Annotated in this window: 19 protein-coding genes and 1 pseudogene; 11 read left to right on the top strand and 9 right to left on the bottom strand. The window is 36.3% G+C overall.

The genetic code is table 11. The annotated features are described in order from the left end of the window. Window positions 1–247 precede the first annotated feature (247 nt). Entirely contained in the window at window positions 248–1,018 is a 771-nt protein-coding gene (locus MKY17_RS09745; RefSeq protein WP_098372807.1) for a GH25 family lysozyme, read from the top strand. A 48-nt stretch (window positions 1,019–1,066) separates the two neighbouring features. Here the strand turns inward: MKY17_RS09745 and MKY17_RS09750 are convergent, their stop codons facing one another. Next, window positions 1,067–1,246, bottom strand: a complete 180-nt coding sequence (locus MKY17_RS09750) for an H-type small acid-soluble spore protein (RefSeq protein ID WP_076368724.1) — start codon at window positions 1,244–1,246, stop codon at window positions 1,067–1,069. 501 nt (window positions 1,247–1,747) lie between these two features. Here MKY17_RS09750 and MKY17_RS09755 point away from each other — a divergent pair. Further along, complete coding sequence (locus MKY17_RS09755; RefSeq protein ID WP_098372808.1) at window positions 1,748–2,497, top strand: TerC family protein; 750 nt, start codon at window positions 1,748–1,750, stop codon at window positions 2,495–2,497. 544 nt (window positions 2,498–3,041) lie between these two features. Here the strand turns inward: MKY17_RS09755 and MKY17_RS09760 are convergent. After that, complete coding sequence (locus tag MKY17_RS09760) at window positions 3,042–4,472, bottom strand: sigma 54-interacting transcriptional regulator (RefSeq protein WP_098372810.1); 1,431 nt, start codon at window positions 4,470–4,472, stop codon at window positions 3,042–3,044. Window positions 4,473–4,780: 308 nt separating this feature from the next. Here MKY17_RS09760 and MKY17_RS09765 point away from each other — a divergent pair, with 308 nt between their 5' ends. The 5 genes from MKY17_RS09765 (at window position 4,781) to MKY17_RS09785 (ending at window position 11,538) form a co-directional block, all read left to right on the top strand. Next, a complete protein-coding gene (locus MKY17_RS09765; RefSeq protein ID WP_098372811.1) occupies window positions 4,781–5,815 on the top strand; it encodes an SRPBCC family protein in 1,035 nt (344 codons plus the stop codon). 145 nt (window positions 5,816–5,960) lie between these two features. Continuing rightward, window positions 5,961–7,517, top strand: a complete 1,557-nt coding sequence (locus MKY17_RS09770; RefSeq protein WP_098372812.1) for a BCCT family transporter — start codon at window positions 5,961–5,963, stop codon at window positions 7,515–7,517. Between the two features lie 298 nt (window positions 7,518–7,815). After that, window positions 7,816–8,919, top strand: coding sequence for an endospore germination permease (locus tag MKY17_RS09775; RefSeq protein ID WP_179891147.1), 1,104 nt, complete (start codon window positions 7,816–7,818; stop codon window positions 8,917–8,919). Next, on the top strand, window positions 8,891–10,399 hold the full coding sequence (locus MKY17_RS09780; protein WP_098372814.1) for a spore germination protein: 1,509 nt from the start codon (window positions 8,891–8,893) through the stop codon (window positions 10,397–10,399). Before MKY17_RS09775 ends, MKY17_RS09780 begins: the two co-directional genes overlap by 29 nt. Beyond that, entirely contained in the window at window positions 10,399–11,538 is a 1,140-nt protein-coding gene (locus MKY17_RS09785) for a Ger(x)C family spore germination protein (RefSeq protein WP_098372815.1), read from the top strand. The genes MKY17_RS09780 and MKY17_RS09785 overlap by 1 nt, the downstream gene beginning before the upstream one ends. A 156-nt stretch (window positions 11,539–11,694) precedes the next feature. On the opposite strand, the gene MKY17_RS09790 is transcribed toward MKY17_RS09785, so the two are convergent. Next, window positions 11,695–12,834, bottom strand: coding sequence for a LuxR C-terminal-related transcriptional regulator (locus MKY17_RS09790; protein WP_339201769.1), 1,140 nt, complete (start codon window positions 12,832–12,834; stop codon window positions 11,695–11,697). Window positions 12,835–13,102: 268 nt separating this feature from the next. On the opposite strand from MKY17_RS09790, the pseudogene MKY17_RS09795 reads away from it, so the two are divergent. The 3 genes and pseudogenes from MKY17_RS09795 to MKY17_RS09805 all read left to right on the top strand — a co-directional run bounded on the left by MKY17_RS09795 (window position 13,103) and on the right by MKY17_RS09805 (window position 16,089). Further along, a pseudogene (locus MKY17_RS09795) lies at window positions 13,103–13,854 on the top strand (glucose 1-dehydrogenase). Between the two features lie 50 nt (window positions 13,855–13,904). Next, complete coding sequence (locus MKY17_RS09800; protein WP_141994738.1) at window positions 13,905–14,648, top strand: glucose 1-dehydrogenase; 744 nt, start codon at window positions 13,905–13,907, stop codon at window positions 14,646–14,648. Between the two features lie 556 nt (window positions 14,649–15,204). Beyond that, a complete protein-coding gene (locus tag MKY17_RS09805; RefSeq protein WP_144552898.1) occupies window positions 15,205–16,089 on the top strand; it encodes a DMT family transporter in 885 nt (294 codons plus the stop codon). Between the two features lie 92 nt (window positions 16,090–16,181). On the opposite strand, the gene MKY17_RS09810 is transcribed toward MKY17_RS09805, so the two are convergent. Further along, window positions 16,182–16,868, bottom strand: a complete 687-nt coding sequence (locus tag MKY17_RS09810) for a helix-turn-helix transcriptional regulator (protein WP_144528641.1) — start codon at window positions 16,866–16,868, stop codon at window positions 16,182–16,184. A 603-nt stretch (window positions 16,869–17,471) separates the two neighbouring features. On the opposite strand from MKY17_RS09810, the gene MKY17_RS09815 reads away from it, so the two are divergent. After that, on the top strand, window positions 17,472–18,236 hold the full coding sequence (locus MKY17_RS09815; RefSeq protein WP_339201772.1) for a hypothetical protein: 765 nt from the start codon (window positions 17,472–17,474) through the stop codon (window positions 18,234–18,236). A gap of 400 nt (window positions 18,237–18,636) precedes the next feature. Here MKY17_RS09815 and MKY17_RS09820 read toward each other — a convergent pair whose 3' ends face one another. The 5 genes from MKY17_RS09820 to MKY17_RS09840 form a co-directional block, all read right to left on the bottom strand. After that, window positions 18,637–20,310 (bottom strand): alpha-glucosidase, encoded by a 1,674-nt coding sequence (locus tag MKY17_RS09820; RefSeq protein ID WP_339201773.1) that lies wholly within the window; start codon window positions 20,308–20,310, stop codon window positions 18,637–18,639. A gap of 52 nt (window positions 20,311–20,362) precedes the next feature. Then, the gene (locus MKY17_RS09825; protein WP_063234577.1) at window positions 20,363–21,184 is read right to left on the bottom strand and encodes a carbohydrate ABC transporter permease; all 822 of its coding nucleotides are present in this window, start codon (window positions 21,182–21,184) and stop codon (window positions 20,363–20,365) included. Beyond that, a complete protein-coding gene (locus MKY17_RS09830) occupies window positions 21,184–22,017 on the bottom strand; it encodes a sugar ABC transporter permease (protein WP_230162282.1) in 834 nt (277 codons plus the stop codon). Before MKY17_RS09830 ends, MKY17_RS09825 begins: the two co-directional genes overlap by 1 nt. Before the next feature lie 46 nt (window positions 22,018–22,063). After that, window positions 22,064–23,293 carry an extracellular solute-binding protein gene (locus tag MKY17_RS09835; RefSeq protein WP_339201774.1) on the bottom strand — a complete coding sequence of 410 codons (1,230 nt, stop codon included), beginning with the start codon at window positions 23,291–23,293 and terminating at the stop codon, window positions 22,064–22,066. A 149-nt stretch (window positions 23,294–23,442) separates the two neighbouring features. Next, entirely contained in the window at window positions 23,443–24,435 is a 993-nt protein-coding gene (locus MKY17_RS09840; RefSeq protein WP_339201775.1) for a LacI family DNA-binding transcriptional regulator, read from the bottom strand. Window positions 24,436–24,527: the final 92 nt, after the last annotated feature.

A 24,527-nucleotide genomic window follows, 5' to 3' on the forward strand; every position in this document is an offset into this window, starting at 1 on the left:
ACCCATCATCCCTTCTGATATTAATAAAATCAGTATAGCATAAATTAACCTTTGAAAACAAAAGGAAACAGCATAATTCTTTCCTTTCATTCCCAAAGATTTTATTATTGTTTTAACTCCATCAAATATCTTATTATAAGGTGGGCAATAGGACTGCATTTTTCCTATATGATGTGTTTATAAGGGCTATGTTAAATTCATAAAACATTTACCGCCATAGGGTTGTTTCCTTAAGGAGGACATTAATATGGAATATATAAAGGGAATCGATGTTTCACATTGGCAAGGTGCCATTCATTGGGGGGAAGTTGCAAAGGCAGACGTGAAGTTCGTGTTCATTAAAGCAACAGAGGGAACGAGTTATTCTAAGTTATCTTATTTCAAAGAAAATGCACCACAAGCATTGGCAGCGGGATTGAAAGTCGGGGCCTATCACTATGCAAAGTTTGCAACTGTTGCAGAAGCAGAGGCTGAGGCAGCTTATTTTTTAGATTCAATCAGCTCTTTTGCTTTAAATTACCCTGTTGTTCTTGATCTTGAGGAAAATAAAAAAAAGGCAAAGAAAAAAACGCTGACCGATGCAGCAATAGCTTTTTTAGAAGCTATTGAAGAAGCTGGATACACGGCTATGCTGTATACTGGTAAATATTTTCTCGAAAATAGTTTAGATGAATCAAGGTTGACGAATTACGCTTTGTGGATTGCCAGATACAACAGCACGTTGGGACGTAGCGCAGATATTTGGCAGCATTCTGATTCGGGTAAAATAAGGGGCATCAGTACAAAGGTGGATTTGAATATAGCCTATAGGGATTTTACAAATACAATAAATACTTTTAGGACGCACAACACCGGTGCATTGAAAACCGAAACAACCACAATTTATACAGTAACAAAAGGCGACACACTTAGCTTCATTGCAAAAAACCATAATACAACGATAAAATCCCTTGTTAGTCTTAACGGAATTAAAGATCCCGACAAAATTTATATCGGTCAAAGATTAAGGCTGAAATAAGTAAAGGCTCTTCTCATTACGAGAGGAGCTTATTTTTTAATATATTCCTTATATTTCTTTAAGTTCGTCAATTGCTACTTCTGATCTTTCCTCTAATGGTCCTCTTAAATGTACTGTAGCCGTTCTTCCATCTTCATTTAAATTATCAATCCATACTGAGGTTCCATTATATCTCACCTCAATGTCGGATGAAGAAGAAAGTATCTGTTTTACACGCTTAACATCCACATATATCCCTCCCTGCTAATTAGTCTACCTATTATTTGGGGAAAGGCTTAATTTTATTCGTTTATTCAGCGATTAATGCTGCGACTAAATCATTTAAGCACAATGATGTTTAACCTTTCTTGTTAACCGTCGTGAAGTGCATGCTTTTTAATTATGTTTGTAATGAAAAGGTGAGAATTCTTAATCTTAAAAGTATTAAGTTTATCTGCTAGAATGGATAGGATTGTAAAATGAATCTTGAGGTGATGAATTTGAAAAAACACAGACTGGAATCCCAGTTTATCTCAGTGGGCTAAGACTAAGCAAAAAAGAATATATTATAGAGCTAACGGATGCCTTGCTTTCAATAGGGGAGTCGCTTTGGTACCTCCTACTCAAATGGAGTTAATGGGACGGAAGGGTTGAATAAGGAAATAAATAAGATGGGACAATATTGGAGGAGAAAGTGTTGTTTGGTTTGAAGTCCATACGCATTCTTATACATGCTTTTAGGGGGGTATCATGGAATTATCGTTATTATTGGAATATGGCTGGGTGTTAATTATTCTAATTTTTTTAGAAGGCTTATTATCTGCCGATAATGCATTGGTTTTAGCCATTATGTCAAAGCATTTACCAAAAGAACAGCAAAAAAAAGCGATTAATATTGGGTTGCTTTTAGCTTTTATATTTAGGATTGGTGCAATCTTTATTATTTCGTACCTTTTCCATGTTTGGCAAGTTCAAGCAATTGGGGCTGCATATTTGATTTTCATCTCATTAAAGCATTTACTAAAAAAGGACCACGGGGAGAATGAGGGAAAAGGGAAAAGCTACCGTATGACCGTTGCGCAAATTGCATTGGCTGATATTGCTTTTGCTATCGATTCCATTTTGGCTGCAGTCGCTCTTGTCATTGCCTTGCCAGATACACCAATGGGTGATATAGGCGGAATGGATGGGGCGAAATTCATTGTTATTTTATTAGGAGCGATTGCAGGTTTAATTGTCATCCGCTTTGCAGCAGGATACTTTGTTAAGATACTGACGGAGCGACCTAGCCTCGAAACCGCAGCCATGTTAATCGTTGGTTGGGTAGGGGTTAAGTTATTAATGCATACCCTTGCGCATCCAGCCGTGCACATTATCCCACACGATTTTGTTGAAGGACCGATCTGGAATATTATCTTTTGGTCAGTCATGCTTCTTATTGCTATAGGCGGATGGTTTTTATCTGGAAAAACAGTGAAAAATGATAAGCAAAATGACTAATGTTATCAGAATAAAAAAGAGTTGAAATACTTTAGTGTTAATTTTTGTAAACCTTATGTTTGCTAAATAGGATTTTAAGACCGACTTCCAATTTCGGTCTTTTTGCCTCCGCGGCTGCGGGGGTCTACTCTGGACTCGCTTTTCTAAGCAGGAGTCTGGCACATCTGTTCCAATCAACATTGTATTAACTATTAGATGAAACCTTTTGCCTACAAACTGAGGAGACCACAATAAGTGGTCTCTTTTATTAATGTTTAACAAATCCTGTTTGTAAACCATGTATGAAATAAATAACCTTGATTTATTTATCCACTGCTAAAATCTGTGTACTATGCGATGATGAGGATACTTGAAGATTTATGGGCAATGTTCAAAAAGACCAGAGGCAGCACTGCCGAAATGTAAGAAAGGGCATAGTATCGATTTTATATCCAACCCGATGACCAGTTTTGATCGGAAAGTATCTACTTTCCTTCTTTTTATGGAACCGCCCGAAAATCCAAATGAAAAAGCCACTTATATTTATGATATATTTTTTAATGAATCAATTATAAAGGTCTAAATCTTTACAGTATTTCCGCACTAACCGTGATGCTTTTGATTGGCTAATGGATAATTGATGAGCGACCTTCCTTGTATTCCTGAATTTTGTATATGAGGTAACAATCAGGTTTCTTTCAAGTTCTTCTAACGCTTTATTTAATGAATAATCTTGTAGCATTTGACTTGATTTGTTCTGGACGGTGCTGTTTTGACTATGTGGTGTTTCTTGACTTGATGTTTCTTGAGCATTTTTTTGTTGTAGCATTATCGGTAAATCGGATACTTGAATGATAGCTTCACTCGTTACAACTAAGCTTTCTATTAAATTCTCTAATTGTCTTATATTTCCGGACCAAGGATAGTCATAAAAAATATCGAGGACTTCCTTCGATATTATCCGATTAACTTGATACTTTTTATTGAATACTGAAAGAAAATAGTAAGATAGCGGAATGATATCTTCTTTTCTTTCCCTTATTGGCGGTATTTGTAAATTAACTACATTAAGTCGATAATATAAATCTTCTCTAAATCTTTTTTTCTGCACCATCTCAAATAAGTCTCGATTGGTAGCGGAAATAATACGAATGTCCACTTTCTTTAGTTCTCTGCCCCCGACAGGAAGAAATTCAAGGTCTTGAATAACCTGTAAAAGCTTAGCCTGAATATTAATCGGGATTTCCCCGATTTCATCCAAAAATACGGTACCGCCGTTTGCCATTTCAAGTAGACCTTTTTTTCCGCCTTTGTTTGCCCCGGTAAAAGAACCATCGGTGTATCCGAAAAGTTCTGATTCTATTAATTGTTCCGGTATGGTAGCACAGTTAATGGATAAAAAAGGCGAGTTCTTTCGAAGTCCTCTATTATGAATGTATTTAGCCAACACTCCTTTCCCTGTACCAGACTCCCCTTGAATCAAAATGGTCGCATCAACCATAGAAATCTTATCGCAGACCTCCATTACATTGTTCATCTGTTCGTTGTTCGTAATTACGCTTTCTTTATAAGAATTCTTTTCACTTAGTTTTTCTGGTTCTTGTTCGTCCGGAATGTATAACCCTTTATAGTTTGGTTCTTGTGCTGTTGTAATAATAAGTTCAATTTCCTGTTCATCGTTGAGTAAAGGAATAGCTGTTGTAATCATTTCCTTTCCAATATATGAAACTTGCTTGATTGTAACCGATTTCTTTTCTTTCAAAACAAAGGGTAAAATACTAGGTTTCCAATATCCTTTGGAGAAAATTTCATTATTATGTTTTCCGACTATTTCGCTTAACTGCTTTCCATAATGTCTTTCATACGCTTTATTTGCATAAATAATGCGGGCATCTTTGTTAAGAACATATATCTCATTAGGTGAATGATCTAAAATTTTTTTCAAAATCTCAGTACTCATTTCAATTTTTCCTTCATTACTCATTAAGTTTTGCATGAGTTTGCTCCCTTCATCTCCTTTTAAGTGTTAAATGAGTCTATAATAACTAGGATGAGTCTATTATGGTTAAATTGAGTCAATTATAAATCATATTTATACATTAAAGAAGGGGGAATTAGTAAAATATCGGTAATAATAGGGGGCTGTCGAAATGGCATTATCCTTGCATAAGAGTTAAGTAAAGCATGCTGCAGAAATAAGGAAATATGATGCCAATCGGCAGAGGAGGTTTAAAAGGAATACCTGTATCCTTATTCAGAGCAAGTCTTTATTTTTATGGATAATTAAAAGGAGGAACTGCCATTATGTCGACAAAAGAAGAAATGAAAAGGCTGGACTATACACTACCTTATAATAAGTATGTGGATCCTGAAGTCATGAAGGAGGAAAGGGAAAATATTTTCTATAAAAATTGGATTATGGTTGGGCATACAAGCCAGGTAGAGAAGGTTGGAGACTTCTTTACATTTGATTTGGTCGGGGAGCCGATTATTGTAACACGGGGCAAGGACGGAGAGTTGCATGCTTTTTATAATATTTGCCCTCACCGTGGTGCGATAGTCGAGCGTACAGAACAGGGCAATAAAAAAATTCTCCAGTGTATTTATCATGGATGGACATTCCATTTAGATGGTAAGGTGAACAGGACTCCAAATTTCAAAACAAATGATATAGAAAAACCTAGCTGCATGACTCCAATTCGTATAGAAGTACATCAGTCGATGATATTTGTAAATCTAAATCAGGATGCACCTGCTTTCGAAACAGATTATCAATCTTTTTTAAATAACATAAATGAATATACATTTCTTAGTTCCTTAAAAAAGGTCAGGGAAAACCGTCGAATTGTTCAAGCTAACTGGAAATCAATCATTGACAATTATTTGGAATGTGATCATTGTCAAATTGCACATCCTAGCTTCTCGAAGGCCTTCGATTTAACTAAATATAGTATTACTCCTTGTGATAATTTTTCCTATCAGTGTACAACAGCCAGTGATGAAGAAGAAGGTCCTGGTGCACGTTTTTACTGGGTTTGGCCGAATACCATGATAAGTATATACCCAGGTACTGGAAATATGACAACGAGCCATATTATCCCGGTTGATGAAAAAAGTTCATTGGCAATTTATCGTTATTATTTTGCTGATGAAAACTTGACTGAAGACGAGGAAGATTTAATTAAATTTGTAGATCAAGTGCGGGAAGAAGACTTCGAATTAGTTGAGTTATTACAAAGTGGATTACATTCTAGAGCTTGTGGAAGAGGAGTATATTCTCCGACCGAGCACGGTTTGAAACATTTTCATCAATTAGTCACAAAGGCGATGCAAAGCTAGTCTGTAATCTATAAATGACCAATGGTTTGATAAAATGAAAGCGCTTTAAATGCTGATCATTCGTTAGGTGAATTATATTAAAGCTGGAGCTGAAAGTGTAAGTTTTCATACTATCAAAAAGCAATGAAAGAGGGGTTCTTTTAATATGAAACAATCAAATGTTGATAAAGCAATCTTTTGGCCGGCTCTAGCTATTCTTGCTGCTTTATCAATTCCTGTACTATTAAATCCTAAAAAAGGGACTGCAATCCTCGGAGATCTACATCATTTAATTGCCGAGAGTTTGAGTTCATTATATTTATGGGCTGTGGTGGCGGCTTTAGGTTTCTTGATTTGGCTGGCATTTAGTAAATATGGAAAGATAAAATTTGGTGCGCCTGATACCAAGCCGGAATTTTCGACATTCAGTTGGTTAGCTATGTTATTTACGGCGGGAATTGGTGCAAGTATCACATACTGGAGCGCGATTGAATGGGCTTATTATTACACTGCTCCGCCTTTTGGGGCCGAACCAAAAACTGCGGCGGCGGCAGATTGGGCGTCTACGTATGGATTATTTCATTGGGGCTTTAGCGCATGGGTACTATATTGTCTACCTGCTTTGCCGATTGCCTATAACTTATATGTGAGGAAAAATCCGAGTGTGAAATTGAGTTCAGCGTGTGAAGGTGTTCTCAAAAAGGGAGCAAATAGCTGGTTAGGTAAAGCGATTGACGTTTTTTTCATGGTTGGACTGGTTGGAGGAATAGGGGCTGCTTTAGGCTTGGGACTTCCGATGATTTCTGAAGGTATATCTGAATTATTTAATATACCACGAAGCTTTATGTTAGATATGACGCTAATAGTAGCCTTGACATTAATATTCTGTGTTAGCACGTATTTTGGTCTGAAAAAGGGCCTGAAAAGATTAGCTAACATCAATACGTACCTTTTTTTGGCACTTTCTGCATTCGTTCTTTTAGCTGGTCCAACTTTGTTTATAATATCCAGATTTACGGATAGCGTTGGGATTTTGTTACAGAATTTCTTTCGTATGAGTTTCTACACCGACTCTGTTGCCAATTCTGGCTTTCCGGAAGCTTGGACGATATTTTACTGGGCCTGGTGGTTTGCTTGTGCTCCTTATATGGGCATATTTGTAGCAAAAATCTCGAAAGGAAGAACGATAAGACAAGTCATTTTTGCTGAATGTATTGGAGGAACAGTAGGGTGTTGGGCGGCGTTTTCCATTATGGGTAATACAGGTCTTTACTTTGAACTTAATAAACTTGTTCCTGTCATTGACATTTTAGAGAAAAAAGGTGGGGAAGCAGCCATTGCCGCCATTTACCAGGGGCTTCCCGGCGGCAGTGTAGCCTTGCTTGCGATTATGATTATCACCCTTATTTTTCTTTCTGCTACACTAGACTCTTCATCATTCACATTAGCAAGCGCAGCATCAAAAAAGTTGTCAATAGATCAAGAGCCAGCTGGATGGCACAAAATATTTTGGGCATTGGTCATAGAGCTTGTAGCGTTTTCCATGATGTTCGGTGGAGGACTTCATGCTCTTCAATCAGTAGTAGTCATTACTTCCGTTCCACTCATCTTAATAATGGCGATGGCATCGATATCGCTCATTAAATGGATAAAAGAGGATCAGGCAGGAAGCAGCAGTATAGAAAAAACTATCAATGAAGAACCTACAAAGCTAACATCTTAAAGTATCTTTCAAACTGGGAGGATACAGTATAAGGGAGAAATGCAAACAGGCACCAGCTAAAAAACAGCTGGTGCCTGTTGGGCGTTCGATGAAACCGTACAAAACTTTTTTGATTTGTAAACAAAAAATGTCTCTCTAAATTATTTATCGCAAAGCCGATGATAAATGGCAGTTGATTCAGCGGAGCTTATTGACGGGAGGGGACGTTCAAATACCTATCTGTCCATTAAAGAATTGATGCATCGTATGAATAAAAACAAAAATGCCTCCTCATATTAAAAGAGAGGGGATGTGTCACATGATAAAAAGTATATCTACTTTTCAAGCGACAATGGTGCTGATTCTATCTATTGGGTTGATGAACCATGTTATCGTTTTGCCTTCACTGCTTGGGGCATCCGGAAGAGATTCATGGATCAGTAATTTAGTCACCGGGATGCTTTTTCTTTTATGGCTTCCCATGGTTTATTGGATCATAAATAAAACAAAACAGCAGCATATCATTGGCTGGCTTCATACTCACAGTCACCCGCTCGCCGCCTGGTCCATAAAAATCCTTCTTTTCTTCTATATTTTATTAAACTTGTTTGTCACTTTATATAGCACATTTTCCTGGGTAAACAGTACTTATATGATTCAAACGCCAGAATATATATTATTTATACCTTTCATCATCCTATGTTTTATTGCTGCAGAGGCTGGAATCAAAACAATAGCCATTGCCGGAGGATTGGTTTTACCCCTTGTTGTGGTACTTGGATTTATGATAATGACGGCAAATATACAGTATAAGGATTACTCCTTGCTTTTCCCTATTTTTGAAAATGGAATTACACCTGTTTGGGACGGGGTCGTAATACTAGGTGGAGGTTTTACAGAGATATTTCTTCTCGTTTTGATTCAACAGTTTGTAAAGACAGAAATAAAGTTCAGGAGTTTACTTTTTTTAGGTTTATTTCTTTTGTTTATCAGTATGGGACCCATAATAGGCTCCATTACAGAGTTTGGTCCGGTACAGGCTGCAAAAATCAGCAATCCTGCATACGCTCAATGGCGGTTACTAACCATGGGTAAGTATTTGAACCGGCTCGATTTTTTATCAATATACCAATGGCTTTCAGGTGCATTTATCCGTGTATCGTTATCGATATTCCTAATGGGGGAACTGTTTCAAATTAAATCAAGGAAAATAAAAAATATTGTATTGATTGCTATATCAGTCTCCTTAATCATTGCGCTTTGTATACCAATCGACATTCCAGCATACAGGAATTTTACGGAACGATATTATTTTAAATTGAGTGTGATTAGCATTTTGGTTATAACCTTTTTTATTAACATGGTCATTTTTTTGAAAGAAAGGGTGAAAAAGAATGGAGCCTCTATTGAACAAGGCAAATAAGGGGAGTTCTTCGGAGATCCAACTAAAGACGGAGTATTTCAATGAATTATTCGGAATGAGCTCGGATGTAAAATTCAAAAAGCATACCATTACATCTGAAGGGAAAACCGATCCGCCCCTTATTTGCACTTTGATTTATTCAGAGGTGTTGGTCGATGTCAAAAAGTTGTGGGAATCAGTAGCACGGCTTGATAGTGTATTCATAAATTCTAAACTGAAGGAAGAAGAGGTTATAGAGGATCCGCAAGACGAATTTAAAGTCAGTAGGGTTTTCCCTTCCTCCACTTTAAAAGAAAATGTGGAGGAAAACGTATTTTCCGGGATGGTCCTGATACTATTTGAAGAATTGGAATTATTATTCATGTTTTCCCTACCAAGCATCCCGAATCGAAGTCCCGAGGAAACAAGTAGTGAAATTTCCATCCGAGGTCCACGTGATGGATTTATTGAAGATATCTCTGTTAATTTAGGGTTGATCAGAAAAAGATATAAAACTGCATCACTCGAAAATCAAGCATTTACCATTGGCAAAAGGAGCAAGACAAAAATCAATTTATTATATGTGAAGGATGTTGTAAATCCAGAAACCATTGAAAAAGTAAAAAGGAAAATTTTCTCAATAAATACAGATATCTTGTTGGGAACTACTGAACTTGAAGAATTTTTATCAGGCAGTAAGTTCAACCTGATCCCGTTTTTTGATTATACAGGGAGGCCGGATTATGCTGTAGCCAGTTTAAATAATGGGCGCTTTGTCATTTTAGTGGATGGGTCACCAACTGCCTTAATTGGACCAGGTAATATTACATTATTGTTAAGGGCGGCGGAAGATCGTCATACTCCATCTTACTATACAAATTTCGAATATTTCTTTCGCATAATCGGACTAGTGATATCAATATTCCTGCCAGGTTTTTATATAGCACTAATATCATTTCAATTAGACCAGCTCCCCTTCCCATTTTTGGCGACGATAACCGTATCTAGATTTGGGTTGCCTATATCACCTCAACAAGAGGCCTTCTTGATTTTGGGTTTATTTGAGTTGTTTCGAGAGGCAGGGATCACACTCCCCAAAGCAATCGGTCAATCACTGGCCGTTGTGGGTGGATTAATTATAGGGGATGCGGCAATTAGAGGAGGGATTACTTCCCCGACGATGTTGGTGGTGGCAGGTACCACTGCGGTAGCCACCTATACATTAATCAATCAATCTTTAGGTGGAATTGTAAGCATGGCCAGGTTTTTTGTATTATTTCTCTCTTCTGTTTTAGGTTTATTCGGATTCTTTCTCGGTGTTTTCTCCATTGTCCTTTATTTATCAAGGCTGCAGATTTATGGTTTACCCTACTTAGCGCCTATATCACCACTATCCTTGAAAGATCTTCTAGGGGGCGGTGTCTTTGTGAAGCCATATCTCTTTAGAAAGAAACGAGCCGAAATGCTGAAAACTAAGGACAGAACAAAAGGAAATCGCTAATGAAAATGATCCTTAGATTTATACTATTCGTAATGAGCCTTGCTCTTTTAAGTGGCTGCTGGGATGCCAAGGATATTCAAGATATTCAATATATAAGTGCAATGGGAATAGATTATCAGAATGGGCAGTATGTCATTTATGTGCAGGTGACGTCTTTTGCCGGTGTGGCTAAACAAGAAGGATTGGAACCAAAGCCAACACCTGTTTGGGTCGCCAAAGGGCGAGGGAAAACAATGAACGAGGCCATGAATGACATTTATAAAAGGTCAAACCAGTATATTTATTGGGCTCATGTTAAATTGATCATTTTCTCTGAAAGCTTACTAAAACATGGATTGGTCAACGTAAACGATCCCATTTTAAGATTTCAGCAAATTAGGGAAACAACTTGGTTATATGGAACCGATGATTCCTTAGAAAAGATCCTCTTTGTCAATAGTTTATTCGGCTCATCAGTGCAAACAAGCATTTTCAATCCGAAGGATATTTATAAATTAAGATCCTTTGTCGAACCCATCCGGATCCAAAGATTTTATACGCAAAATTATGAAACAGGAATGACAATAAAACTACCGAAGATTTCGTTAAAAAATGAGGTATGGAAAGCAAAAGAAAAAACACAGAACACCGTAAAACTATCAGGGACCTATTTTATTAAAAATAATCAGCTAAAGGGGGAGATAGCAAATAAACATCTTGGGGGGATGAGATGGTTAACAAAATCAACGGTAAGGTCCCCAATTGGAATAAAAATCAACAAAAACAAAAATGTTCAAATATCTCTAATGAGGCCAAAATTCAATATAAAGCCTATCTATGTAAATGATACAGTCGAATTCGATATTTCAATTGAAGTAGAAGGTGCCGTAACGGATATGGAAGAAAACATCTCCATACACCATCTTAAAGAAAAAATACAGGGGGCATTAGAGAAAGAAATTAGGGATACGTACAAATATGCTCTTGAAAAAAATATAGACATCTATAATTTAGAAGGAGTTATCTACAGAAAGGATTTGAAAAAATGGAAAGAAGTTTCTAAAGAGGATTTTAGCCTTAATGAAGGATCCATCCGTAATATTCAGGTGGATAGTGCTATTAATATAACAGGCGATTATAAATATGAGTACATGAATTGATACCTTCAGAAGTGGATCGCAGGCTGCCATGACAGAATCTTTCTTCAAAGTCGTTTCCAATGATTATGATATGGCAGCCACTGTAAATGATATATTCAACAACTAACTATTTAAGGATTTATTTTGACTTACATAACGATTAAAGGAAATCAGATTTTACTTTAATAGACCAAAACGAAATCCATAGACTACGACTTGTGTACGGTTCTTGGCTTTAAACTTTGTCATTAAACTGCTTATATAATCCCTTATAGTATGCTCGCTTAATTGCAATAATTCGGCCATCTTTTTATTGTTAAACCCCTCCGCCAGCAAATTTAAAACCATGGATTCCCGTTCCGTCAATTGTAGATCTATATCAATGGATACCTCATCATCCTTTCTTGATAAATATAAGCCTAACCGTTTTCCGACCTGTTCAAGTAAAGTTAGTTCATCTTTTGAATAATCGAATTCCTCTCCTAATTGATCAAAGGTCAGCCAGCCAAAAACTTGCTGGTCATGAACAATCGGCACAAATATGACAGATGAAAGATTAAACAAGGCTATATGTTCCTTTTTAATATAATGATTGGGATTCTTTAAAAATACAGGCTTTTTTGAATTGAAAACAAAGGATTGCTTCAAGCTGAGTTGTCCTCTCATGCTTTGAACCTTAGGCAGCTCCAATCCAATGGTGCCATAAAATTGATTGGACCAAGGAATATAAGCATAAAAAACACATCTTTTATAGTGAAAGAACTCTTCACATTTTTTTAGGATATGAGCAAAATCCTTAATTCCTGATGAGTTAATTAGAAGCTCATCCAACTGGTCTAATAGTTGCAGCCTTTTAAGTTCAGCATTTTCTTCGTGGGTTTTTGAAAGTTGCATTGGTTGGACATCCATCCATTTGTTATAGCTATGGATGAGATGAGAGAAAATGGATAATAAGAACATTAGAATGGAGATGGTATGAGCATGTTTCAGGTTGGCCATTAAGGTAACGATGGACTTTTCAAAGATTAATCGGAACATGCTGAAATGGTTCACATTTAAAATGGGTAAATGTGATTGAAGCCAAGTTTCCAGATACTTATCGTACGTTTCATTTATGTCTTCGATTTTTGGAGCGGATAAAAATAGTAGAAATGATTCCAGTAATGTTTGTATCACCTTACGTTCATTTTCTAATATAAGGGGCTCTAGATTTAAATAAATATTGATATTTTCTTCAATCTGTTTGTTATGGCTTTTTATGAATAAGATGAATTGCTGAAACGATATCTCTTCATAAGCATGAGAGTGCTGGGTCATACGATTCTCTTCTCCTTAAACAAAATAACCCTATATAAGGGGGATACTTACCCAATTATTATACAGCATATTATAGGATAGTATTTCAAATTACGAGGAGTAAAATAAAGGCATAGACAGACAATGAAGCTTTTTTAGCGGCATTCCATTTAAAGGGGTGGACAATTGTTAAAGTCAGCTTTATCTACTTGTATAGGAATACTTGTCTAGTGAGAACCTCTAAGGTTGGCAGTATCAGTAAAATAAGTAAAGGAGATCTGATGAAATCATGAGACTTGAAAACAAAGTGGCAATCATTACTGGCGGGGTACAGGAATCGGGAAAGAAACAGCTTTGCTATTTGCTAGTGAGGGAGCAAAAATAGTCATAACTGACATAAACCAGGAATCCGGTGATCAGGCTGTGAAAGACATTCAGGCAATCGGCGGAGAGGCACTATTCATTCGTCATGATGTCAGCAATGAAGAAGATTGGAAAAAGGTTGCAAAGGAAACGATCGATACTTTTGATAAGGTGGATGTTCTGTTCAACAATGCGGGTATTTATATCATTAAACCGGTTGCGGAGATTGAACTGGAGGAGTGGAATCGTCTCATGTCGATTAACGTGACCGGCGTATTCCTGGGAATGAAGCATATTATGCCACTGATGGCGAAACAAAATAAAGGTTCAGTCATAAACGCTTCTTCCATAGCAGGCTTGATTGGAGCCCCTGGTCATGTTTTATACGGTGCAAGCAAGGGAGCGGTCCGGACAATGACTAAAGATGCTGCTATCGAGTATGCTTCAAAAGGGGTCCGTGTAAACTCGATTCATCCAGGATATATCGATACCGGGATGGCGGACTATGCATCTGAACAAACGGGCAGTTCAAAAGATGAATTGGGTAAAGAATTCCCGTTGGGACATCTGGGCAGCGTCAATAATGTAGCTAATACAGTGCTTTTCATTGCCTCGGACGAATCTTCCTATACTACGGGTACTGAATTTGTAATAGATGGCGGAGCGACTGCTCGCTAAAATCCCTTTCAAACGGATATTAAAAACTAAAAATTAAGGAGTGTTTAAATATGAGATTGGAAAATAAAGTGGCGATCGTAACTGGGGGAGCAAGCGGGATTGGAGCAAGTACGGCTCAATTATTTGCAGAAGAAGGAGCAAAGGTGGTCATTGCCGATTTTGCTGATCATGGACAAGCTGTATCAGAAGAGTTAAATGGAAAAGGGTATGATACTCTTTTTGTTAAAACTGACGTGACAAATGAAAATGACGTAAAGAAAATGATTGAAGAGACGGTTAATAAATATGGAAAACTGGATATCATGTTCGCAAACGCAGGGATTGCAAGAGACGGAAACATCCATGAGTTAAGCTATGAACAATGGCAAAAAACAATTGATATTAATTTATCCGGTGTCTTCCTATCCGATAAATATGCGATAGAGCAAATGCAAAAACAATCTACAGGCGGCGCCATTGTCAATACAGGCTCCATCCATAGCCATGCAGGGAAACCGGGGGTAACAGCCTATTCTGCTGCGAAAGGCGGTGTCAAACTATTAACACAAACGTTAGGTTCAACTTATGCCAAAGATGGCATTCGTGTCAATGCAGTTTGCCCAGGATATATTGATACACCACTTATTGCGGAAGCACAAGGTGAGATCAGACAAGGTTTGATCGATTTACATCCAATTGGCCGTTTAGGCAGAGCGGAAGAAGTGGCGAAAGCTGTTCTCTTCCTTGCAAGTGACGATGCATCATTTGTTACAGGCACAAGCCTTATTGTAGACGGCGGTTATACGGCAGTATAATAAGGGCAAGTTTAATGATTATTCGCTGGTTCTCTCAAACAGTCAAATTCGTTTGATGTGTAATTGCATGATAGAGCTTCTTCCGTATGATGTGGTGTTCATTTACCCAAATCATACTGGAGGGCTCTTTTTTTAACATATAATGAAAAGTCTTCAGGAATGTATAAGGATATAAAATGTAGATATGGTGATACATTCCAAAATCCGTGTTGATGAGTTAACAGGAAAAAGGTTTACTTTTTTTTGTGATCCGGATGATTTGCCTCTAGAGATATATGAAAAGTAGGAATTACAAGCCTATTTAGGTTGATGAGAGAGCTTTAAGGCATGAAGTTTGATGGGAGAGGTAAAACTTCAAGAATTGGAGTTGATTTCAAAAGATGAATACGATGATTTAAAAAGGGTTACTTATGCCAATTAAACTATAAGGATTCCTATAATATGTCGATATTATTTAATTTATCTCCACTTGTATTCCATATTTCGATGATAGCTGAAATAATCACCAGCTATAATATCGGTAGATCGTCATTTAAATATGTCAGGAGATAAAAAAATGAATACTTACAAATTTACACTGTTGATACTTTTAACGACATTTTTAATGGGTTCTTCCTTTGCAGTAGTTAAAATTGGTCTGCCTTATTCATCCCCATTATTATTAGCAGCATTACGCTTCACACTTGCCGGGTTCATAATGGCGATGATCGTTATCTTTTTTAAAAGACCGCATCCAAACTCTAAAGGGGATTGGATAAAAATCCTTATTATCGGCACTTTTCAAACAGCCGGAGTTATGGGGTGCATTTTCCTGAGTTTACGCACTATAACAGCAAGTGAATCCTCAATACTTACATTCACGAACCCGTTACTTGTTGTTGTATTCGGTACTATCTTTTCACAAGCACGCTATAAACTATATCAATGGATTGGAGTTTCATTAGGGTTAGTTGGAGTAATTATAACGATGGGAGCTCAACTTGAATTTAAGGTTGGTATTCTTTTCGGTATTCTTTCTGCTGTTTTCTGGGCCATTTCCACTTTATTGGCGAAAAAATGGGGAGCGATTTCCGATACATGGGTATTATCTGCTTATCAGATGCTTTTTGGCGGTTTATTGCTTTTACTTGGCAGCTTTATTTTTGAAAAACCATTTTTCATAATGAATGGTCATTCGTTGTTCCTTTTATTATGGTTAAGTATCATGTCATCGATCGTGCAATTCGCTGTTTGGTATTACCTTTTACAAAAGAGTGATCCAGGAAAAACAAGTGCCTTTTTATTTTTGGCACCTTTCTTCGGAGTATTATCAGGGTGGGCACTATTAGGTGAACCGATATACACTTCACTCCTAATCGGCGGACTGTTTATTATCATTGGCATCTATCTTGTAAATAGCAATTTCCAAAAGGAAAATAAATTTGTTAAAAGAGCTTTATAGTAATCCTTATGATTGTCTTAAGCTGCTAAGGACAGAAAATCCCTCGTGAAAAAGAAAAGAGCCTCTTTTCTTTTTCACGAGGGATTATTAAATTATACCTCTATACAAAAAACTTCTTTAAATCCTTCTTTCCCTTTAGCTGTTACTTTTACTGCGCGAATAGATGGAACACGGACTATCCATCCTAAATCAAAAAAATGTGTAAGGAGCCCATTTCCTAAAGCACCGCCAAGATGATGGTGACGTTCACTCCAGTCTAAACATGAATGGGAAAATGAACGGCGCTTTTTTCTTAAATCAAGTAAATCGATGCCGAATTCAGAAAAAAAATGATCTCCTTTGGGTGTGACTGTGAACTCTCTCTCTTCTATTTTCAAATATCCGGCTTTCAACATCGATTCAGTTAATTGGACTCCTAGTTTTCCAGCCAAATGATCATAGCAAGTTCTGGCTTCCTTAAGCAATTTGACTTGGTTTGATTGTTTTAACGACCGAACTTCAGGAGGTGGGGAAATGGCAAGAAATGATTCTAAAATGTGCGCAATTTCTCCATTTGCTAGCTGATAGTAACGATGTCGTCCGTGCTTTTCAACTTTAACAAGGTTGCCTTCCATTAATTTAGAAAGGTGAAAGCTGGCGGTTTGAGGTGTTATTACAGCCATCAATGCTAATTCACCTGCAGTATGAAAACGCCCATCCAGTAAACTTGCAAGAATTGTTGCACGTGACTTTTCCCCAAGAAGGGAGGCTATCTCCACCATATTTGGATTTATACTCAAAATAGTTACCAACCTTTCTACCGATACTTTAGTTTGAATAAGCTGAACGCAATGTAATTAGCATCAAAAATATGTAAACCTATACTTCTATTATACAGTACCGCTACCCTAGTGATATTCTGTATATTCACGATTCCCGCTTTAAATATTTTTGAAAACGGCCGATGAAATGGTCCAAATCGCAGTGCAGAGAGAAATCATAGATATTAAAAGATTTGATCTTTCCGTGAAGCCTTAAAATCGGGCACTCCCGTTTGAATTTCACTTCAACGAAAAGCTTGAACGGGTAATTATATAGGTTCAAGTGTTTCCTGAATACCGGAAGGATTTTTTATTGATGTTAAAGGGAGCATCCGTTAAATTGGGTGCTTTTTTTATTGGGGAGAGATTATGGAGTCAGGAGAGGTTAAAGGGAAGACTGTAAAGAAGAAGGACTGTCTATCCTTTGGATAAGCGTTTTTTAATGAAGTATATTCTTTGTCAACTAGGCATACATTCTTACATGTTCACTAACAGTAATCGTACCTTAATAGTCTAGGATTAAATACCGGTGAATAGTCCCTTTTGTCGAATTTAGTAGTCAAATAGGAGGGAATGAAGAGTATGAAAATATCAGACGTTGGATTTAAAGGTCAAGTTTTTGGATTTATAAAGTTCACACCTTTTGTGGAAAGTTTCTTGTCTGGAGATTTATATATGAATAATTTCAAAAAGTATATTGATATGGAAAGTGCTTCAGGGGAAAAAGGTGTAGGAGACAAATTTGAAGCAGCACATGTTTTTACGGAATTAACAATGAATTTCTTTACTCAAAATACCCATGAATTAATAATGTCGGGGCGAACTAAAAAAATGAATTTCAGAAAAAATATAAATGAAAAAAGACCATTATATTGTATGTTTGCAATTGTCGGCGATATGTTGAAAGTGGTTAAGGAGGATGAAAAGTATTTCTATACCAAATTTGATTTACCTAATGAACAAATCGATAAAATGATCAGGGAGTTCGGAGATAGCTTAATTTTTGTTACCCCATCGCAATTTATTGACAGAATCACTAGAACACTCAATGAAAAAGGTTATGCTTACAGAGGGGGGTTGGTAAAATACGATGATTATAACATCAATTCCTCAGCTAGGATGAGCTCTTATAAAAATCAAGGGACTAATATTTATTTTTGGAAAGATAAATATTTTGAAAATCAATATGAATATCGCATAGTCCTCACTGATCAAGAAGTTGATGAAGCATTAATTGTGAATGTAGGTGATATTTCAGACATTAGTACTATATTTAATGCCAATGAATTTTTCAGTGATAAATTTGAAATAAGATTACGAAAGAAAGGAAATCTAAGCATCCATTAAATTGGGTGCTTTTATTTGTAGGAGGGAAAAAGATGTTGAACTTTTTAAAGTATGAAATAGAAGAGTTAAAATAACCGCAAAGTCTAGGATTATTGCATCCACCTGGTTAAGGCAAAAACATGAATTATAATAACCCATTTAAATTCACTAGTATTGTTATCGGTAATTTAAAACGAAAAAAAGAAAAACTTACCTAATGGGTAAGTTTTTCGGATATAAAGTTATTTTTTATTCCTATACACATGCCTTTTTAATTTGAAAGTATCCGTATATCTAGTTTTAGAATATTAATTGTAAGTCCTCGCACACGAACCTTACGATGCATATGCTTAAAAAGAATAGGTTCATCAAAAGGTGAACTCTGCATAAAGTCAAAAACGATCGAGGTTACTTTTTTTCGTTACTTCGAGAGATAAACGCGCGCTTCATAAGGTTTTAATGTATTAGAAGAAATTTCATCACTGTTTTGATCCGCGTAGTTATTGATTAGCAGTTGTCTAGCTTCACAGCTAATGTGTTCTGGTAATTCAAAGTAGGCTGCTTCCCCTGTAAAGTTGCAAATAACAAGTAATGTTTCGTTATCTAAAGTACGTATATACGCATAAATTTGCTCATTTTCTTTTAAAATAAGATCATATGCACCGTACACAATTACGTCATATTTTTTTCTTAACTTAATTAGTTTTTGATAGTAGTAAAAGATAGAATTCGAGTCTTCTAATGATTGTTTCACATTAATTTCTCTATAGTTTGGATTTACTTTTAACCAAGGAGTACTTGTTGTAAAACCAGCATTTTTACTATCGTCCCATTGCATAGGAGTTCTAGCGTTATCACGGCCTTTAATATAAATGGATTCCATTACTTTAGCTTTATCCTCTTGACCCTCTATAACTTTTTCACGGTACATATTCAGAATCTCAATATCCCTATAATCATCAAGACTAAATTTAACATTTGTCATACCTATTTCCTCACCTTGATAAATATAAGGCGTTCCCTGCATCATATGAAGGAATGTTCCAAGCATTTTTGCGGATTCTACTCGGTAAGATGTATCATTGCCAAAGCGAGAGACCATTCTTGGTTGATCATGGTTGTTTAAATAAAGGCTATTCCATCCTTTTCCTTCCAATCCTTTCTGCCATTTTGTCATGCATTCTTTAAGATCGTCCAGCTTTAAAGGCTTTACATCCCATTTTCCGCCTGGTCCTGAGTCTAAATCCATATGTTCGAATGTGAAAATCATATTTAGTTCAGTACCTTCACTATTCGCATACTTAGTGGCATCATCAACGGATGCCCCAGGACATTCGCCGACTGTCATCATGTCATATTTCGAAAGTACCTCACGATTCATCTCTTGTAGATACTCATGCACACGAGGACCATTCATAAAGAAATCGCCACCCCAGTCGTATCGCTTTCCGCCTGGAGTGCTGGGCAATCCTTCCGCTTTGGAAATGAGGTTAATCACATCCATTCGAAAACCATCAATGCCCTTATCAAGCCACCATATCATCATGTCATGAATTTCTTTTCTTACTGTAGGGTTTGCCCAATTTAAATCAGGCTGTTTTTTGCTAAACAGATGAAGGTAGTATTCATCTGTTTCTTTATCATATTGCCAAGCTGGACCACTAAAAACTGATGTCCAATTGTTTGGCTCTTTTCCATCTTTGCCGGGGCGCCAAATATAGTAGTCTCTGTACGGATCATCTTTTGATGATCGGGATTCAATGAACCATTTATGTTCATCTGATGAGTGATTAACAACTAGATCCATCATTAATTTCATATTGCGTGAATGTAATCCTTCCAAAAGTTCATCCCAGTCATTCAGGGTACCAAACTCATCCATAATGTCTTGATAGTCACTAATATCATAGCCATTATCATCGTTTGGAGATTTGAAAACAGGTGATAGCCAAACGACATTAACTCCTAATTCATTTAAATAATCAAGTTTTGAAATAATTCCACGTAAATCTCCAATTCCGTCCCCGTTACTATCCATGAAACTCCGAGGATAAATTTGATAAACAACACTTTCTTTCCACCATTTTTTCTCCAATTTCATCTTCCTTTCACTTCTAATTTGTTTCTTAATCAGTCTCATATTCCCCTTATTTAACAGCACCTTTTGTCACACCACTAATAATCCATTTTTGAGCTATGATATAAACAAGGACCATAGGGGAGAGTGCCATTAAATAGGAGGCAAATGCTAAGTTATAATTTGTTGTAAACTGTGACTGGAATACATATTGAACAAGCGGCAATGTCATCGAATCACGATCACTTAAAATAACAAGTGGTAACATAAAATCATTCCATGCCCACAAACATGTTAAAATTCCGACTGTTGCGTTTATTGGGCTTAATAATGGAAAAATAACTTTCCAAAATACTGTCCAAATACTTGCTCCATCTACATAAGCTGCTTCTTCTAATGACTTGGGAATCGAACGTATATAGCCCACATAAATAAAAATATTAAAAGCCAAACCGTATACAATATACAGAAAGATAAGTCCTGTCATATTATTTAATCCGAATAGGCTAGTTTGCTTTACAACAGGCAACATAATGATCGGAAAAGGTACAAACATCGCACTAACAAAATAGTAATAAAGCAACTTAAAGAATCGTCTATGCATATTCCGTGCAATGGCATAAGCCACCATCGAATTTGTCAGTAATGTAAGAGCAACTGTAAAAACTGTAACGATAAAGCTATTTTTAATAGATTGAAAAAAATTCGTCAGGCGAATGGCTTCAGCGAAGTTTTCCCATCTTAATGTATGAGGCAGAGACAAAAGGGATTTACTCATTTCATCTGGTGACTTGAATGCTGTCACGACTGTTAGGTAGAGGGGAAATAAGATAACCAGTGAGCAAAAAATTAGCAGTATGGTTATAGGCCAATTTACTTTTTTACTTTCCATTACATATCCACCTCACGTTTTTGAAGGAATTTAATTTGCAGGATTGATATAACCACAATTAAAATAAAGTAGATCACAGAATTTGCTGCCTGATAAGCGAACTCCCCCCCTGAGAAGCCCCCTTTATATATCAATACCGAAATGGCTTCCGTGGATTGACCTGGACCTCCATTTGTCATTGCAATAATATGGTCAAATACCATCAAAAAGTTTTTCATTGCAAGCACCATATTTATGGTGAAGAAAGATGCAATAAGGGGAAATGTAATGTGTTTAAAACTTTTCCATTTTCCCGCACCATCTAAACTAGCAGCTTCGTACAATTCAGTTGGAATCGTTTGTAATCCTGCTAAATAGAGAATGGTATTAAATGCAACGGCTTGCCATACAGCCACAATCACAATTCCAACCCATGCTAAATCTGGGTTACCAAGAATATTTTGTGTTAAAGATGTGATGCCCAACTTTTCAGCAATTTGAGGGATAAAAAATGCAAATAAATAATTAAAGATAAACCCAACGATTAATACGCTTAGAATATTCGGCACGAAAAACACAGCTCTAAGTGTATTTTGAAATTTAATCTTTGCATTAAGTCCTATGGCAATTGCCAAACTAATGATATTTACGAGTAAAGTGGAAACAATGGCAAATTTAAATGTAAAGCCATAGGAAGCTAAAATACGTTGGTCTTGGAATAAATTCACATAGTTTTTTAAGCCAACAAAATTAAAATCCCCATACCCTTTATAATTTGTAAAACTATAAATCATTCCTTGAAAAACTGGAACTGTATGAAATACAAAAAATATTAAAAATGCTGGAAGCACCATCCAGTAATAGGCTTTGGATTGTTTAACCACTCGTTTTTCCCCCTTGTTATTCTCTCGCTTTGACTTTATTCCACTCATCATCCAGTTTTGAAAGGAACGGTTTGACTTCTCCTTTAATTAGAAAATCCTGTACTAAATTGGCTGCTTGCATACTAGCAGGGAAATAGTGTTCCGGAAAACTAGTGATTTTTTGTTGTACAAAATAAGGGTTTAACTCTTTTAAAGCTTCATCATTTTGTAAAACATTTTTAACTGCAGAAAAACTGTTTTGTTCTTGAATGTAATACTGTGAATTTTCCTTTTCTAATAAAAAATGAATAAACATTAACGCTTCTTTTTTATGTGGTGTATCTTTTGACATCGTTAATGCAGTATCTACACCTGATACGAGTTTGTTTTGAGATGAATCATTGGATGCAGGTAAGGGAAAGGAACCGAGTTTTATATTTGGGTTAATTGCTTTAATTGATGAGATTGCCCAGCTTCCTTGGATATACATAACTGATTCACCATTAGCAAACGCCCGATTGCCTGCATTATAGTCACGGCCAAAATTATCCTTATGACCATAATCGAGCAATGTAAGCATTTTTTCTAAAGTTTCCTTGTAATGCTCTGTAAAAGTTGTTTTATTGGAATTGCGATCCTGGATAAAGTTGTCACCTTGCAAGTTTCCTGCTAAGGCATTAAATGAGACCATTGCAGTCCAAGCATCTTTATACGTAAAATAAAAAGGTAATTCTCCTTGTTTTTGAATCCGTTTTGAAACGTTAATTATCTCATCCCATGTTTTGGGAACTTGTAACCCTAACTCTTTAAATTTATCCTTGTTATATAAAAGCATATTTGCATTCGTCGCAAAGGGAATTCCATTATCCTCATTATTCGTTCTACCTAATAAATTAAGCATATTAACATAGTCTGGTATAACTTTATTGATGGCTGAATCCTTTGAAAAGTCATAAAATAATCCTTCTTCTGCAATATCGCCATACGTAGCATTGCCTCCGATCGCTAAAAGGTCTGGTACATCTTCTTTCACCAATCTCGTCCGTAATACCGTCTCGGAATCAGGAACGTTATTCTGTTCAATATCAATATTGGGGTGTAATTTTTCAAACCTTTCAATTAAATGATCAAATGTCGCTACAGCTTCCGGCTTATTTTGAAAAAATTCAATATGGATTTTTTCATCAGCTGTTGTTTGATTAGTACATCCTGTAAGTAAACTGGCTATAAATGCTGTAGTACAGAGGTAACGCCACTTATTCTTCATATACGTATCTCCTGTCTGAAAATTTCGTCTATTTTATGCATAAGTAAACGTTTACTCTAATGGAATAATCAATGATAGTAAACGTTTACGTTAAGCTGTTTATAATTGGAGTGATAATAGTGTAATCACCCCAACTTGTAACTTAACCTTTATTCGCTATATGAATGAACTGTATCACGTTCAGCAATATGATGAGGATAAAGCTGGTTTATTTTTAAAGATGGATCCAATAAAAGTTGAATGGAATCTTTACCCATCTTATATAAGGGCTGCGCTACCGTCGTAAGTGGGGGAATGGCCTTCTCAGCTGTAGCTGTATTATCGTATCCTATAATGGATATACTTTCAGGTACTCTGATTCCTTTTTTATATAAAAGTGATAAGGCTCCTACAGCCATTTCATCGCTTGCACAAAATACAGCTCTTACTTTTGGGTAACTTTTCAATAAATCGTCCATCCCCTCAATACCACTCTTGAAAGAAAAATCTCCATACGTGATCATTTCATTGGTCACTGTTATTCCCACGTGATTTAATGCGTCTGTAAAGCCTTTTACACGTGGAATTGTCGAAATGATATCGCTTTTTGTTCCTGCAATCATTCCAATATGTGAATGCCCTTTTTCTACTAAATAGGTCGTGGCATCGTAAGCAGCTTGATAATCATCTACTTTAATAAAGGGAAGGGGATAGTCTGATTGTGTTGCCACTAATACAACCGGTACATTGTTTGTTTCAATCGCTTTATAGTAATCTAGCGTGATAAATTCACTGACGATAATAATTCCATCCACCCGTTTTTCATACAATGCCTGCAAGTAGTTGATCGTTCGTTTACCATCATGATTGGTTTTACATATCATTACACTGTAACCAAACTCATGAGCTTGTTCCTCAATTCCGGCTAAAACCTCACTTGCAAATAAATCAGATACATTGGGAACGAGTACACCTATCGTTTTTGTTTTGCGATTAATTAAACCTCTTGCAACGGCATTAGGTTGATAACCAAGTTCTTTGATTACCTTTTTTACTCGTTGTTGTGTTTCATCCGAGTAGCCAGGCAAATTATTTAAAATACGAGAAACAGTCGCAACGGATACATTTGCTTGCTTTGCTACATCTTTAATGGTAATCGACATGTTTTACCAACTTTCTACGTAAACGTTTTCTAAAAAACCTTAACATATAAATTAAGCGTTTTCAATACAATTTATTTCAAAATTTGAATATT

The organism is Peribacillus sp. FSL P2-0133, from assembly GCF_037975445.1.
Taxonomy (GTDB): Bacteria; Bacillota; Bacilli; order Bacillales; family DSM-1321; genus Peribacillus; species Peribacillus simplex_E.

Bases quoted from the DNA above. Each gene is read 5' to 3' on its own strand.
- MKY17_RS09745 (WP_098372807.1), top strand. From the start codon at position 248: ATGGAATATATAAAGGGAATCGATGTTTCACATTGGCAAGGTGCCATT.
- MKY17_RS09755 (WP_098372808.1), top strand. From the start codon at position 1,748: ATGGAATTATCGTTATTATTGGAATATGGCTGGGTGTTAATTATTCTA.
- MKY17_RS09760 (WP_098372810.1), bottom strand. From the start codon at position 4,472: ATGCAAAACTTAATGAGTAATGAAGGAAAAATTGAAATGAGTACTGAG.
- MKY17_RS09765 (WP_098372811.1), top strand. From the start codon at position 4,781: ATGTCGACAAAAGAAGAAATGAAAAGGCTGGACTATACACTACCTTAT.
- MKY17_RS09770 (WP_098372812.1), top strand. From the start codon at position 5,961: ATGAAACAATCAAATGTTGATAAAGCAATCTTTTGGCCGGCTCTAGCT.
- MKY17_RS09775 (WP_179891147.1), top strand. From the start codon at position 7,816: ATGATAAAAAGTATATCTACTTTTCAAGCGACAATGGTGCTGATTCTA.
- MKY17_RS09780 (WP_098372814.1), top strand. From the start codon at position 8,891: ATGGAGCCTCTATTGAACAAGGCAAATAAGGGGAGTTCTTCGGAGATC.
- MKY17_RS09785 (WP_098372815.1), top strand. From the start codon at position 10,399: ATGAAAATGATCCTTAGATTTATACTATTCGTAATGAGCCTTGCTCTT.
- MKY17_RS09790 (WP_339201769.1), bottom strand. From the start codon at position 12,834: ATGACCCAGCACTCTCATGCTTATGAAGAGATATCGTTTCAGCAATTC.
- MKY17_RS09800 (WP_141994738.1), top strand. From the start codon at position 13,905: ATGAGATTGGAAAATAAAGTGGCGATCGTAACTGGGGGAGCAAGCGGG.
- MKY17_RS09805 (WP_144552898.1), top strand. From the start codon at position 15,205: ATGAATACTTACAAATTTACACTGTTGATACTTTTAACGACATTTTTA.
- MKY17_RS09815 (WP_339201772.1), top strand. From the start codon at position 17,472: ATGAAAATATCAGACGTTGGATTTAAAGGTCAAGTTTTTGGATTTATA.
- MKY17_RS09825 (WP_063234577.1), bottom strand. From the start codon at position 21,184: ATGGAAAGTAAAAAAGTAAATTGGCCTATAACCATACTGCTAATTTTT.
- MKY17_RS09830 (WP_230162282.1), bottom strand. From the start codon at position 22,017: ATGGTGCTTCCAGCATTTTTAATATTTTTTGTATTTCATACAGTTCCA.
- MKY17_RS09835 (WP_339201774.1), bottom strand. From the start codon at position 23,293: ATGAAGAATAAGTGGCGTTACCTCTGTACTACAGCATTTATAGCCAGT.
- MKY17_RS09840 (WP_339201775.1), bottom strand. From the start codon at position 24,435: ATGTCGATTACCATTAAAGATGTAGCAAAGCAAGCAAATGTATCCGTT.